Origin of the sequence: Streptomyces pilosus (assembly GCF_014649835.1) — a bacterium.
Taxonomy (GTDB): Bacteria; Actinomycetota; Actinomycetes; order Streptomycetales; family Streptomycetaceae; genus Streptomyces; species Streptomyces pilosus.
Genome location: NZ_BMTU01000002.1, coordinates 47,661 through 63,339 on the forward strand (window position 1 = coordinate 47,661; position 15,679 = coordinate 63,339).

Annotated in this window: 2 protein-coding genes; both read left to right on the forward strand. The window is 73.2% G+C overall.

Translation table 11 applies throughout. The features are described 5' to 3' along the window. Positions 1-46 precede the first annotated feature (46 nt). Positions 47-10,831, forward strand: coding sequence for a type I polyketide synthase (locus IE118_RS05465; RefSeq protein ID WP_434100253.1), 10,785 nt, complete (start codon positions 47-49; stop codon positions 10,829-10,831). 25 nt (positions 10,832-10,856) lie between these two features. After that, positions 10,857-15,626 carry a type I polyketide synthase gene (locus IE118_RS05470; RefSeq protein ID WP_444545705.1) on the forward strand — a complete coding sequence of 1,590 codons (4,770 nt, stop codon included), beginning with the start codon at positions 10,857-10,859 and terminating at the stop codon, positions 15,624-15,626. The last annotated feature ends 53 nt before the right edge of the window (positions 15,627-15,679 follow it).

The window sequence follows — 15,679 nt, forward strand, 5'->3', positions numbered from 1 at the left end:
CCGGGTCCGCGACACCCGGCCCCACCCATGTACTGAAGAGGCTGGTGTGCGGATGTCGAACGAAGAGAAGCTGCTCGATTACCTCAAGCGGACCACGGCCGATCTCCGCGAAGCCCGTCGGCGTCTGAGCGAAGCCGAACAGTCCGAGCGTGAACCGATCGCCATCGTCGGCATGAGCTGCCGGCTGCCCGGCGGGGTCACCAGCCCCGAGGAACTGTGGCAGCTCGTCGTCGACGGCCGCGACGGCATCACCCCGTTCCCGCGCGAACGCGGCTGGGACGTCGACGGCCTGTACGACCCCGACCCGGACAAGTCCGGCAAGAGCTACGTGCGGGACGGCGGTTTCCTCGACGGCGCCGCCGAGTTCGACGCCGGCTTCTTCGGCATCAGTCCCCGCGAGGCCCTGGCCATGGACCCGCAGCAGCGGCTGCTGCTGGAAGCGTCCTGGGAGGCACTCGAACGCGCCGGGATCGACCCGACATCCCTCCGGGGCAGCCGCACCGGCGTCTTCGGCGGCGTCATGTACTGCGACTACGGCTCCGGCCGCACGGCCGTCCCCGAGGACCTGGAGGCGTACCTCGCGGCGGGCAGCGTCGCCAGCATCGTCTCGGGCCGTGTCTCCTACACCCTGGGCCTGGAGGGCCCGGCCGTGTCGGTGGACACCGCCTGCTCCTCCTCGCTGGTCAGCCTGCACCTGGCGGCCCAGGCCCTGCGACGCGGTGAGTGCGCGATGGCCCTCGTCGGCGGCGTGACCGTGATGACCCAGCCCAACATGTTCGTCGAGTACAGCCGCCAGCGCGCGCTCTCCCCGGACGGCCGCTGCAAGGCGTTCTCGGCCGGGGCGGACGGCACGGGCTGGTCCGAGGGCGTGGGTGTGCTGGTCGTGGAGCGTCTGTCGGACGCGCGGCGCAACGGCCACCGGGTGCTCGCGGTGGTACGGGGTTCGGCGGTCAACCAGGACGGCGCCTCCAGCGGCTTCACCGCGCCGAACGGTCCGTCGCAGCAGCGGGTGATCCGGCAGGCCCTGACGGCCGCGGGGCTGCGGGCAGCGGACGTGGATGCCGTCGAGGCACACGGGACGGGGACAACGCTCGGGGATCCGATCGAGGCGCAGGCGGTCATCGCGACCTACGGTCAGGACCGGCCGGAGGACGACCCGCTGTGGCTGGGGTCGTTGAAGTCGAACATCGGTCATGCGCAGGCGGCTGCGGGTGTGGCCGGTGTGATCAAGATGGTGATGGCGATGCGGCACGGGGTGCTGCCGAAGACCCTCCATGTGGAGGAGCCTTCGCCGCACGTGGACTGGTCGGCGGGAGCGGTGGAGCTCCTGACCGAGGCCCGGCCGTGGGAGAACGGCGGGCGTCCGCGCCGGGCGGGTGTGTCGTCGTTCGGGATCAGCGGGACCAACGCGCACGTGATCCTGGAAGAGGCGCCGGTCGAAGGTGAGACCGAGGACGGTGACTCCGCCGTGCCGCTCCCGGTGGTGCCGTGGGTGGTGTCCGCGCGTGGTGAGGCGGCGTTGCGGGCGCAGGCGGAGCGGCTGGCCGCGTTCGTGTCCGGTCAGAGTGCTGTCAAGCCGCTGGACGTGGCGTACTCGCTGGCGACGACGCGCGGTGTGCTGGAGCACCGGGCCGTGGTGGTGGGGTCCGGCCGTGAGGAGTTGCTGCGCGGGCTGGCCGAGGTGGCCTCCGGTGAGCGGGTCGGTGGGACGCCGGTGCAGGGTAAGACGGCGTTCGTGTTCTCCGGTCAGGGGAGCCAGCGCGCCGGTATGGGCCGGGAGTTGTATGAGGCGTTCCCTGTCTTCGCGCGGGCGCTGGACGAGGTGGTCGACGCTCTGGGGCTGCCGCTGCGTGAGGTGATGTGGGACGGCGGCGATCTCGATCGCACCGGCGTTACGCAGCCGGCTCTCTTCGCCTACGAGGTCGCCCTGTTCCGGCTGTTGGAGTCGTGGGGTGTGCGCCCTGGGTTGGTGGCGGGTCATTCGATCGGTGAGCTGGCGGCCGCGCATGTCGCGGGTGTGCTCTCGCTGGAGGACGCGGCGACGCTGGTGGCCGCCCGGGCGCGGCTGATGGACGCGCTGCCCGAAGGCGGCGCAATGATCGCCGTGCAGGCGACGGAGGATGAGGTGCGCGAGTGCCTCGTCGACGGTGTGGCCATCGCCGCCGTGAACGGCCCGCGCTCCGTAGTGGTCTCCGGTGACGAGAAGGCTGTCACCGAGGTGGCCGCCCACTTCGAGCGCACGACACGGCTGAAGGTGTCCCATGCCTTCCACTCGCCGCTGATGGAGCCGATGCTCGACGAGTTCCGCCGGGTGGCGTCCGGGTTGACGTATCACGCAGCGGCTCTGCCCGTGGTGTCGAACGTGACCGGTCGCCTCGCCGAAGCGGGTGAGCTTCAGCATCCCGAGTACTGGGTGCGGCACGTCCGTGAGACGGTCCGCTACCACGACGGCATCCAGGCCCTGGAGGCCGAGGGCGTTCGTACGTTCGTGGAGGTCGGTCCGCAGGCCGTCCTCGCGGGTCTCGGCTGCGGCGAGGACGCGGTGTTCGTCGCCACCCAGCGCCGCGACCGCCCCGAGCTCCAGCAAGTCCTGACCGCGCTGGGCGAGTTGCACACCCGGGGCGCCACGGTCGACTGGGCGGCGTTCTTCGCCGGGCGCGGCGCCCGCACCGTGGACCTGCCCACCTACGCCTTCCAACGTGAACGATTCTGGCTGGACGTCGCGCTTCCTCTCGGTGATCCCTCCGGCCTCGGTCAGCGGTCCGCGGAACACCCGTTGCTCGGCGCCGTGGTGCCGCTGCCCGGAAGTGACGGCGTGGTGCTGACCGGGCGCCTGTCCCTGGCCACTCACCCCTGGCTGGCCGACCACGCGGTTCTCGGCACCACACTGCTGCCCGGGACCGCCTTCGTGGAACTCGCGCTGCACGCCGGTGACCAGGTCGACTGCCCCGTCCTGGACGAACTGACCATCCAGGCACCCCTGGTCCTCACCGAGCACGAAGGCGTGGCCGTGCAGGTGGTGGTGGAGGGGCCCGACGCCTCCGGCACCCGGCACCTGCTCATCCACTCGCGGCCGGAGTCGGCGCCGGCGGACGAGCCGTGGGCACGCAACGCCACCGGCGTGCTGGCACCCGCCGACTCGGGCGACACCACGCCGCCGGCCGATCTGCGGGCCTGGCCGCCGCAGGGGGCCGTCCCGCTGCCCGCGGACGGCTTCTACGAGCGGCTCACCGAGCGCGGATTCGGATACGGGCCGGTCTTCCAGGGCCTGCGCGCGGCCTGGCGGCGGGACGGTGAACTGTTCGCCGAGGTGGCGCTCCCCGACAGTGCCCTGGCCGACGCGGCCGCCTTCGGGCTGCACCCGGCGCTGCTCGACGCCGCCCTGCACGTCAGCATCCTGGAGGAGCAGGAGGGCGAGGAGAGCCCTTCGATCCCCTTCTCGTGGAGCGGTGTCCGGCTCCATGCCGCCGGAGCCGCCGTCCTGCGCGTGCGGGTCTCCGCGGACGGCGGCACCGTCACCGTCGCCGACGCCCACGGGACGCCCGTGGCGGACGTACGGAACATCACCGCCCGCCCCGTGTCGGCGGACCGGCTCGGCGGCGGTTCCGGCGAGGAACGCGAGGCCCTGTACCAGGTGAAGTGGCTGCCGGTGCCCGGACCGGCCACCCCGGCCACCTCGTGGGCGCTGCTGGGGGCCACGCCTCTCGCCGCCGGCCACGACGTCCCCGTCTTCCCGGACGTGGCCGCTCTCGTGACCGCCGTTGCCGAGGGCGCTCCGCTTCCTGAGGCGGTCGTCCTCGACGCCCACCACCTCGGTGACACGGCCGAGTCCATGCCGTATCTGCCGGACCGGATGCGCTCCTTCACCAGCAGGGTCCTGCCGGTCCTCCAGGAGTGGCTGGAGCACGACCTCCTCGCCGCGACGCGTCTGGTCGTCGTGACACGGGGGGCGGCCGGGGCGGAACCGGGCGCTATCGACGTGGCGCAGGCGCCCGTCTGGGGTCTGGTGCGGGCCGCCGCCGAAGAGATGCCCGGCCGCTTCGGTCTCCTCGACCTCGATCCCGGCACGGAAGGGCAGACGCCCGCCCCGGCGGCCCTGGCCGAGGCGCTCGGCAGCCGGCAAGGTGAAGTCGCCCTGCGCGGCGACCGACTGCTGATGCCCCGTCTCTCCGCGATCGAGCCCGACCCGGGCGCCGCGGCGGACGGGCCGTGGGACCCCGCCGGCACGGTGCTCATCACCGGCGGCACCGGAGGTCTGGGGTCGCTCGTCGCCCGCCATCTGGTCGCCGAGCACGGCGTCCGGCACCTGCTGCTGGTCAGCCGGAGCGGCCTGGCCGCGGACGGCGCGGCGGACCTGGTGGCGGAGCTGTCCGAGGCGGGCGCCGAGGTCAGGGTGGAGCGGTGCGACGTCACGGACCACGACGCGCTGGCCGAGCTGCTCGCCGCCGTTCCCGCCGACCGCCCCCTCAGAGGTGTCGTGCACACGGCCGGCATCGCCGAGGGCGGACTCGTCACCACCCTCACTCCGGCCTCCATGGAACGGGTCATGCGTCCCAAGGCCGACGCGGCCTGGAACCTGCACGTCCTCACCCAGGATGCGGACCTGACCGCGTTCGTCATGTTCTCCTCGTCCGGCGGTCTCATCCTGGCGGCGGGACAGGGCGACTACGCCGCCGCCAACGTCTTCCTCGACGCCCTCGCCCAGTACCGCAGGGCCACCGGGCTGCCCGCCACGTCACTCGCGTACGCCACGTGGGATCCGCCCGTCGGCCTCACCGCGCAGCTCACCGACGTGGACCTCAACCGCATCCGCTCCCTGGGCGTCCCCGCGATCAAGGCCCACCAGGCGTTCGCCCTGTTCGACCAGGCGCTGACCACCGAGCACCACCTGCTGGCACCCCTGGTCCTCAACACGGACATCCTGCACACCCGCCGACGCGGTGCCTGGATCGGCGGCGGCACCGAACTCCCGCCCCTGCTGCGCCCCGCCACGCGGTCCGCGCACCGCACGGCCCGCCCGGTGGCGGGAGGCCCCACGGCCGCGGGCGAGGGCACGTCCGGCGCCGGAGGACTCGCCGGGCAGCTGGCAGGGCTCCCCGAGTCCAAGGCTCGCGAGACCCTGCTCGACCTGGTCCGCAGTCATGCCGCCTGGGTGCTGGGGCACGCCTCGGCCGACCCCATCGACCCCGACCGGGCCTTCCTCGAACTCGGCTACGACTCGCTGACCGCACTGGAGCTGCGGAACCGGCTCAAGATCGTCAGCGGTGTGCCGCTGCCGACCACCGTCGTCTTCGACTACCCGAGTGCCCGAGGCCTCGCCGACCTGCTGATGGAGGAACTGCTCGGCGACCGGGAGGACACCGCGGGGCACGGTTCGGCCACGGCGGCGACGCAGCCCGACGGGACGACGAGTGTCAGCGACGAGCCGATCGCCATCGTCGGCATCGGCTGCCGTTACCCGGGGGGAGTCACCGGCCCCGACGACCTGTGGCGCCTGGTCGCCGAGGGCGTCGACGGCATCACCGAGTTCCCCGCCGACCGGGGCTGGGAGGTCGAGCGGCTCTACGACCCGGAGATGTCCACACCACACAGCAGCTACGTCAAGCACGGCGGCTTCCTGCACGACGCCGCCGAGTTCGACCCGGCCTTCTTCGGCATCAGCCCCCGCGAAGCCCTGACGATGGACCCGCAGCAGCGGCTACTCCTGGAGACCGCCTGGGAAGCTCTGGAACATGCCGGAATCCGGCCGTCCGCGCTGAAGGGCAGCCCGACCGGAGTCTTCGCCGGCGTCATGTACCACGACTACCTGACCGGCCGCAGCTCCGGCAGTGTCGTAGCCGGACGCGTCTCCTACGCGCTGGGCCTCGAGGGCCCCGCGATGTCGGTGGACACCGCCTGCTCCTCGTCGCTGGTCAGCCTGCACCTGGCGGCCCAGGCCCTGCGGAACGGGGAATGCTCCCTCGCCCTGGCGGGTGGCGTGGCGGTCATGGCCACGCCCGACAGCTTCGTGGAGTTCAGTCGCCAGCGTGGTCTGTCGGCGGACGGGCGGTGCAGGGCGTTCTCGGCGGGGGCGGACGGTACGGGCTGGTCCGAGGGCGTGGGTGTGCTGGTGGTGGAGCGTCTGTCGGACGCGCGGCGTAACGGTCATCGGGTGCTGGCGGTGGTGCGGGGTTCGGCGGTGAATCAGGACGGTGCGTCGAACGGCCTGACGGCGCCGAACGGTCCGTCGCAGCAGCGGGTGATCCGGCAGGCCCTGACGGCTGCGGGGCTGCGGGCCGCGGACGTGGACGTGGTCGAGGCGCACGGGACGGGGACGACGCTCGGGGATCCGATCGAGGCGCAGGCGGTCATCGCGACCTACGGTCAGGACCGGCCGGAGGACGACCCGTTGTGGCTGGGGTCGTTGAAGTCGAACATCGGGCATGCGCAGGCGGCTGCGGGTGTGGCCGGTGTGATCAAGATGGTGATGGCGATGCGGCACGGGGTGCTGCCGAAGACCTTGCACGTGGAGGAGCCGTCGCCGCACGTGGACTGGTCGGCGGGAGCGGTGGAGCTCCTGACCGAGGCACGGCCGTGGGAGAGCGACGGCCGTCCGCGCCGGGCGGGTGTGTCGTCCTTCGGTTTCAGCGGGACCAACGCACACGTCATCCTGGAGGAGGCGCCGCTTCACGATGAGGCGGACGACAGCGACGCTTCCGTGCCGCTGCCGGTGGTGCCGTGGGTGGTGTCCGCGCGTGGTGAGACGGCGTTGCGGGCGCAGGCGGAGCGGCTGACAGAGCATCTGACTGCTCGGGGTGATGTCACGCCGCTGGACGTGGCGTTCTCGCTGGCCACGACCAGGTCGGTGTTCGAGCACCGGGCCGTGGTGGTGGGCCGCGACTCCGACGAACTGCTGCGCGGGCTGGCCGAGGTGGCCTCCGGTGAGCGGGTCGGTCACACGCCGGTCAGCGGTCGCACGGCCTTCGTGTTCTCCGGGCAGGGCAGCCAGCGAGAAGGCATGGGCAGCGAGTTGTATGACGCGTTCCCCGTCTTCGCACGGGCGTTGGACGAGGTGATCGACGCCCTGGGGCTGCCGCTGCGGCAGGTGATGTGGGAGGGGGGTGAGCTGGACCGCACCGGCTTCACCCAGCCGGCTCTCTTCGCCTACGAGGTCGCCTTGTTCCGGCTGTTGGAGTCGTGGGGTGTGCGTCCGGACCTGGTGGCGGGGCATTCGATCGGTGAGCTGGCGGCCGCGCATGTCGCGGGTGTGCTCTCGCTGGAGGACGCGGCGACGCTGGTGGCTGCCCGGGCGCGGCTGATGGACGCGCTGCCGGAGGGCGGCGCGATGATCGCCGTGCAGGCCACGGAGGACGACGTACGCGCACGCCTCGTCGACGGTGTGGCCATCGCCGCCGTCAACGGTGCCCGGTCCGTGGTGATTTCCGGTGACGAGGTGGCTGTCACGGAGGTGGCCGCCCACTTCGAGCGCACGACCCGGCTGAAGGTGTCGCATGCCTTCCACTCGCCGCTGATGGAGCCGATGCTGGCGGAGTTCGGCAAGATCGCCGCCACGCTCACCTACCGCGAGGCGACGTTGCCCGTGGTGTCGAACGTGACCGGACGTCTCGCCGAGCCGGGAGAGCTTCAGGACCCCGAGTACTGGGTGCGTCACGTCCGTGAGACCGTCCGCTACCACGACGGCATTCAGACCTTGGAGGCCGAGGGCGTCCGCACCTTCGTGGAGGTCGGCCCCCAGGCCGTCCTCGCCGGCCTGGGCTGCGGCGACGACGGGATCTTCCTGGCGACCCAACGCCGCGACCGCGCGGAAACCGAGCACCTGCTGACCACACTCGGCGAGCTGTACACCCGAGGTGTGGCGGTCGACTGGGAGGCGTTCTTCGCCGGGCGCGGCGCCCGCACCGTCGACCTGCCCACCTACGCCTTCCAGCACCAGCGCTACTGGATCAACTCCCTCGACACCGGTACGGACATCTCCGCCGCAGGTCTCGCGTCGGCACAACACCCGCTTCTGGGCGCCGTGTTGACGATGCCCCAGGGTGACGGTGTCACGCTCACCGGGCGCATCTCCCGGGAGGCTCAGCCCTGGCTCGCCGATCACACGGTGGCGGGCAGTGTGCTGTTGCCCGGGACCGCCTTCGTCGAGATGGCCGTCCGGGCGGGCGACGAGGTGGGGTGTCCGGTGGTGGAGGAGCTGACCGTGGAGGCTCCGCTCGTCCTGCCGGAGCATCGCGCCCTCATGGTCCAGGTGACGGTGGCTGAGCCCGACGATTCAGGCCGGCGACCGGTGGCGGTGCACTCCCGGCCCGAGGACGACGCCTCGGAGACGGCGTGGACCCGGCACGCGAGCGGTGTCCTCGCGGAAGCCGCCGATTCCGTACCGCCCCTCGGGGGGCAGGACATGGAATCCTGGCCGCCGCGGGGAGCCGGCGAGCTGCCACTGGACGGCTTCTACGACGCGCTGGCCGATCACGGGCTGCGCTACGGGCCCGCCTTCCAGGGGCTGCGGGCCGCCTGGCGGCGCGGTGACGTCCTGTTCGCCGAAGTGCTTCTGCCGGACCACGTCATCGACGGAGGTGCGTACGGTCTGCACCCGGCTCTGCTCGACGCCGCCCTGCACGCCCACCTGGTGGACGTCGTGGACGGACGGAGCGAGGCGGACGGCGGGGACGGGCCGGCGGTTCCCTTCGCGTGGAACGGGGTCCGTCTCCATGCCGCGGGCGCGACGGTGCTCAGGGTCCGGCTCACCGGAGAGGGACTGGAGGCGTTCGACGCCACCGGTGTCCCGGTCGTCTCGGTGGAGTCCCTGGCGACCCGGCCCCTGCCCGCCGGTCAAGACGGGGCCGGCGCGTCGGCGGAGCCCGGCGACAGGGGTGCGCTCCACCGGGTCGGCTGGATCCCGGTGCCGGAGACGACCGGACAGGGCTCCGCCCCCACCTGGGCGGCTGTGGACGGTACCAGTGCCGGCGACCACCGCTATCCGGACTGGGCCGCGCTGACCGAAGCGGTCGCCGACGGCACGGTGCCGGCGCCGGACGTCGTGCTGCTCCCCGTCGCCGTGCCCGAAGCGGTCGAGCCGAGCGGATCCGACGCCGCGGCCGGGGACGTTCCCGCCCGCGTCCGCGCGGCCGTGCACCACACCCTCACCGGGCTCCGGGCCGCGCTCGGCGCGGAAGGGCTGGCCGGTTCCGTGATCGCCGTAGTGACCCACCGCGCGGTCGATACCGGTGAAGGAACCCCGGCGGGCGACCTGACCGGGCTGGTCCAGGCGGCGGTGTGGGGGCTCGTACGCTCCGCGCAGGAGGAGGAGCCCGGGCGCGTCGTCCTGCTCGACCAGGACACACCGGACACCCCGTACGCCGTGCTGGCCGCACACGCGGTCCGCGGCGAACCGCAACTGGCCCTGCGGGACGGCGGCCCGCGCGCACCACGACTCCGCCGTGTGGAAGAGGCACCGGACCACGGCACCACCGGCGTGGGCGGAACCGACGGCTGGAAGCCCGACGGCACCGTGCTCATCACCGGCGGCACCGGTGACCTCGGACGACTCGTCGCCCGGCACCTGGTCACCGACCACGGCAGGCGGGACCTGTTGCTGGTCAGCCGCCGCGGCACCGCGGCCGTCGGCGCCGACGCCCTGGTCGCGGACCTGACCGGACTCGGCGCCCGCGTCCGGATCGAGGCCTGCGACACGGGCGACCGCGAGGCACTCGCCCGCCTGCTGGCCACCATCCCCGCCGACCGGCCCCTCACCGCGGTGGTGCACGCCGCCGGCGTCATGGACAACGCGCTCATCGCGAGCCTCAGCGGAGAACAGACCGACACCGTCCTGCGGGCCAAGGCCGACACGGCGTGGCACCTGCACGAACTGACCCGTGACCAGGAGCTGGCCGGCTTCGTCCTGTTCTCCTCCGCCGCCGGCGTACTGGGGGCCGCGGGGCAGGGCAACTACGCGGCCGCCAACGCCTTCCTCGACGCCCTGGCCCGGCACCGGCACGACTCGGGGCTGCCGGGTCAGTCCCTCGCCTGGGGCCTCTGGCAGGGCGGGGTGGGCATGACACGCGACATGGGTGACGCGGACCGCCGGCGGATGCGCCGTGGGGGAGTCGACTCCCTCACCGTCGAGGACGGACTGCGGCTCCTCTCGGCGGCCCTCGGCACCGACGAGCCCGTCCTGCTCCCGATGCGGCTGGACCCGGCCGCGCTGCGGGCCGCCGGACCGGACGTCCAGCCCGTACTCCTCGAACTGGTGCCTGCCGACACCTCCCGCCGCACACGGACCCGCACCCGTGCCGGCGCGGGCGGCGGCCGGGCCCTGACCGAACACCTCGCGGGCCTGCCCGCGGCGGAACGGGCGCACGCGGTGACCGACCTGGTCCGGGCCCATGTCGGGGCCGTCCTCGGCCACTCCGGACCGGACGCGATCGACCCCGAGACCACGTTCCAGCAGCTCGGCTTCGACTCCCTGGCGGGCATCGAACTGCGCAACCAGCTCAAGGCGGCCACCGGACTGCACCTGTCCGCCGCCGTGGTCTTCGACCAGCCCACCCCGGCCGCCCTCGCGCGCCACCTGGCGCAGGAACTCGCCGCGGACGACGCGGACGCCTCCCGTTCGGTGCTCGCCGACGTCGACCGCCTGGAGGCGGCCCTGGCCGCGCTGCCGCTCGCCGACGGCGACTCCACCCGCATCACCGGCCGGCTGGAAGCCCTCGTCCGCACCTGGCAGGGCCGCCTCGGCGACCGCCCGCAGCCGGACGGCCGACACGACGACGACCTCGCGACGGTCACGGACGAGGAACTGTTCCAGGCCCTCGACAGCGAGCTCGGGCTCTGACGCACCTGTGGTACCTGACGAAACGGTGGGACCGATGTCCAACGAGATGTCGAACGACGAGAAGCTGCGCGCCTATCTGCGACGCGCCACGACGGACCTGCGCGAGACCCGACGCCGCCTGCGCGAGGCCGAGGAACTCCAGCACGAACCGATCGCCGTCGTCGGCATGGGCTGCCGGATGCCGGGAGGCGTCCGCACCCCCGACGATCTGTGGGAGCTGATCGCCGGCGGCCGCGACGCCATGTCCCCGTTCCCCACCGACCGCGGGTGGAACCTGGACGGGCTGCACGGTCCCGACCCGGACACCCCCGGCGCGAGCCTGGCCCACGCCGGGGGCTTCCTGGACGACATCGCCCAATTCGACGCCACCCTGTTCGGCATCAACCCGCGCGAGGCCCTGGCGATGGACCCGCAGCAGCGGCTGCTGCTGGAACTCACCTGGGAGTCCCTGGAACGTGCGGGCATCGATCCGCTCTCCCTGCGCGACACCCGTACCGGCGTCTTCGCCGGCGCCATGTACCACGACTACAGCACCCGTCCTATCCAGGTGCCGGAGGACGTCGAGGGCTACCTGATGATCGGCAACTCGGCCGCCGTGCTGTCGGGCCGTGTCGCGTACGCGTTCGGCTTCCAGGGGCCCGCCGTCACCATCGACACCACCTGTTCCTCCTCCCTGGTCACCCTCCACCTTGCGAGCGCGGCCCTCCGGCGCGGCGAGTGCACCCTCGCCGTCGCCGGCGGCGCCACGGTCATGTGCACCCCGGACGTCTTCGTGGAGTTCAGCCGGCAGGGCGCACTGTCCGCCGACGGCCGCTGCAAGGCGTTCTCGGCGGCTGCCGACGGCACCGGCTGGTCCGAGGGCGTCGGCCTGGTCCTGCTCGAACGGCTCTCCGACGCCCGCCGCAACGGTCACGAGGTGCTGGCCGTCATCCGGGGCTCGGCGGTCAACCAGGACGGAGCCTCCAACGGTCTGACGGCCCCGAACGGCCCCTCCCAGCGCCGCGTCATCGAGGACGCGCTGCTCGACGCCCGGGTGAGCCCCGACGACGTCGACGCCGTCGAGGCCCACGGCACCGGCACCGTCCTCGGCGACCCGATCGAGGCCGACGCCCTGCTCGCCACCTACGGCCGGGACCGGCCGCACGACCGCCCGCCCCTGTGGCTGGGCTCGGTCAAGTCGAACATCGGGCACACCCAGGCCGCCGCGGGTGTGGCCGGTGTCATCAAGATGGTGATGGCGATGCGGCACGGGGTGCTGCCGAAGACCTTGCACGTGCAGGAGCCGTCGCCGCACGTGGACTGGTCGGCGGGAGCGGTGGAGCTCCTGACCGAGGCACGGCCGTGGGACCGTGCCGGCCACCCGCGCCGCGCCGGTGTCTCCTCCTTCGGCATCAGCGGGACCAACGCCCACGTCATCCTGGAAGAGGCCCCGCCTGCCGCCGCGGACGAGGAAGGCCGGATATCCGGGCCCGGCGAGGTGTCAGGACGGTGCCGTGCCGTGCCGTGGGTGCTGTCCGGCCGCACCGACACCGCGATGCGGGCCCAAGCCGCCGAACTCGCCGAACACCTCGCCACCCACTCCCACTTGGGTCCGAAGGACGTCGGCTACACCCTCACCACCCGCGCCGCGCTGGACCGCAGGGCCGTGGTGGTGGGGTCCGGCCGTGAGGAGCTGCTGCGCGGTCTGGCCGAGGTGGCCTCCGGAGAGGAGCCGGGCGTCACGCCGGTCACCGGCCGTACGGCCTTCGTTTTCTCCGGTCAGGGGAGCCAGCGTGCGGGGATGGGGCGCGAGCTGTACGCGGCGTTTCCGGTCTTCGCCCGGGCGCTCGATGAGGTCGTTGACGCTCTGGGGTTGCCGTTGCGTGAGGTGATGTGGGAGGGGGGTGAGCTGGACCGGACCGGGTTCACTCAGCCGGCTCTCTTCGCCTACGAGGTCGCCTTGTTCCGGCTGTTGGAGTCGTGGGGTGTGCGTCCGGACCTGGTGGCGGGTCATTCGATCGGTGAGCTGGCGGCGGCGCATGTCGCGGGTGTGCTGTCGCTGGAGGACGCGGCGACGCTGGTGGCCGCCCGGGCGCGGCTGATGGACGCGCTGCCGGAGGGCGGCGCGATGATCGCCGTGCAGGCCACGGAGGACGACGTACGCGAGCGTCTGGTCGACGGTGTGGCCATCGCCGCCGTGAACGGCGCGCGGTCCGTGGTGATTTCCGGTGACGAGGCGGCTGTCACGGAGGTGGCCGCCCACTTCGAGCGCACGACGCGGCTGAAGGTGTCGCATGCCTTCCATTCGCCGCTGATGGAGCCGATGCTGGCGGAGTTCGGCAAGATCGCCGCCACGCTCACCTACCGCGAGGCGACGCTGCCGGTGGTGTCGAACGTGACCGGTCGCCTCGCCGAAGCGGGAGAGCTTCAGGACCCCGAGTACTGGGTCCGCCACGTCCGCGAGACCGTCCGCTACCACGACGGACTGGGCAGCCTCGCCGCCCGGGGCGTGCGCCGCTTCCTGGAGGTCGGGCCGGCGCCCGTACTGACCGCGCTCGCTGCCGATCACCCCGAGGCGGACGGCACCGTGCACGTCTCCACCGCCCGCAGGCAGGGCGACGCGACGGAGTCGCTGCTACGGGCCGTCGGACGACTCCACACGAGCGGGCTGTCCCCCGACTGGGACGCCGTGTTCGAGGCGCTCGGCCCCGCCCACCGGGTGGCCCTGCCCACCTACGCCTTCCAGCGCAAGCGCTACTGGCTCGACGCCCCGCCGGATGCCGGAGAGCCGGATGCCGGCCCGGAACGCCTCCGCTACCGCATCGCCTGGCATCCCGTCGTGCCGTCGACGGGGGAGCCCCGGCTCCGGGGGACATGGGCCCTGGTGGTCCCCGCGACCCATCGGGAGCACCCTCTCGTCGCGGCCCTCACGGACGCCGTCACGGGGGGCGGCGGACATCCGTCCGTACTCGTCGTGGACACGGGCACCGACACCGACACGGACCTCGACGTGCGGACCGGGCGACTCGGCTCTCCCGCCGGAGTCCTCTCCCTGCTCGCACTGGACGACGCTCCGCACGCCCGTCATGCGGGCCTCTCCCGGGGACTAGCGGCCACCCACGCGCTCCTCGGGGCGGTCCGCGGACTGGCCGAACCCGCCGTGCTCTGGTGCGTCACCGGGGGAGCCGTCGCCGTCCACGCCGGTGAGGACGTCCGGTGCGACCAGGCCCAGGCATGGGGGGTCGGTACCGTCCTGGCCCTGGACCACCCGGACACCTGGGGCGGCCTCATCGACGTGCCCGCGACCGAGTCCGTCCCGCCCACAGAACTGGCGCTCCGCATCGCCGGACTGCTGGCCGAGCCGGGCGGCGAGGACCAGGTGGCCGTACGGTCCGACGGCGTGTTCGGCCGGCGTCTGGTCCGCGCGCCTCGTCACCGTTCCGGCGCACCGGCGTGGCGGCCCCGCGGGACCGTGCTCGTCACCGGGGGGACCGGCGTGCTCGGCGCCCACACGGCTCGATGGCTCGTCCACCACGGCGCCCGTCACCTCCTCCTCACGAGCCGACGCGGCCCGCAGGCCCCCGGCGCTGCCGAACTGGTCGCCGAGCTGACCGCCCAGGGCGCCCAGGTCACGGTCGTGTCCTGCGACGTCACCGACCGGGAGGCGGTCGCCGGTCTCCTGGACCACGTCCCCGACGAGTATCCGCTGACCGCCGTCGTGCACGCCGCCGGCGTCATGCCCGAGCCCACCGACCTGACGGCCATGACGGCGGAGACCTTCGCCGACATCAGCCGCGCCAAGACCGAGGGCGCCCGTCTCCTCGACGAGGTCCTCGGTGACCGGCCGCTGGACGCCTTCGTCCTCTACTCCTCGGGTGCCGCCGTCTGGGGCAGCGCCGGGCAGGCCGCCTACGCCGCCGGCAACGCCCACCTGGACGCGCTCGCCCTCCGGCGCCGCGCCCGGGGACAGGCCGCCACCGCCCTCGCCTGGGGCCCCTGGAACGGCGGCATGGTCGACGCCGAGGCGGAGGCCGCCCTGCGCCGCGCCGGAGTCCCCCCGATGGACCCGGCACCCGCGCTGGAGGTGCTCCACCAAGCCCTGGACGACGACGAGACCCATCTCGTCGTCGGCGACTTCGACTGGCCCCGCTTTTCCGATGTCTACGCCTTCGACCGCGCCCGGCCGTTGCTGCGGGCGCTCCCCGACGCCCACGGCACCGGCACGGACCGTACCGCGCGGCCGGGCCCGCGGGCGGGGGACGACGCCCCCCGGGAGCAGCTGACCGCCGACCGTCTGGCCGCACTGTCCGAAGCCGATCAGGAACGAACCCTCGTCGACCTCGTCACCCGGCATGCCGCCCGGGTCCTCGGCTACGACCGCGACGAGGTCGAGCCGGGCCGGGCGTTCAAGGACATCGGGTTCGACTCCATGACCGCCGTCGACTACCGGCAACGCCTCTCCGCCGCGCTCGGACTCGACCTGCCGGCCACCCTGATCTTCGACCACGCCACCCCTACCGCCCTCGCCCGCCACCTGCGGTCCGAACTCCTCGGCACCGACGCGGATCCGCTCACCGCCGTCCTCGCCGACCTGGAACGCCTGGAAGCCGCGGCACCCGACCTCCCCCGGGAGGACGTCGACCGCAACCGGCTCGCCGCACGCCTGCAAGCCCTGGCCTCCCGCCTCACCGGCGGTACGGACACGACCGCCCCGACCGGAGCCGACGGGGACGCCACCGACATCGCCAGCCGTCTCGAGGACGCCGGCGCCGACGACGTCCTCGCCTTCATCGACAAGGAACTCGGCGTCGGCTGACCGAACCCCGCGCGAGCCCCGCCCGCGCGGGGCTTCTAGGGGCGGCTAGGGGT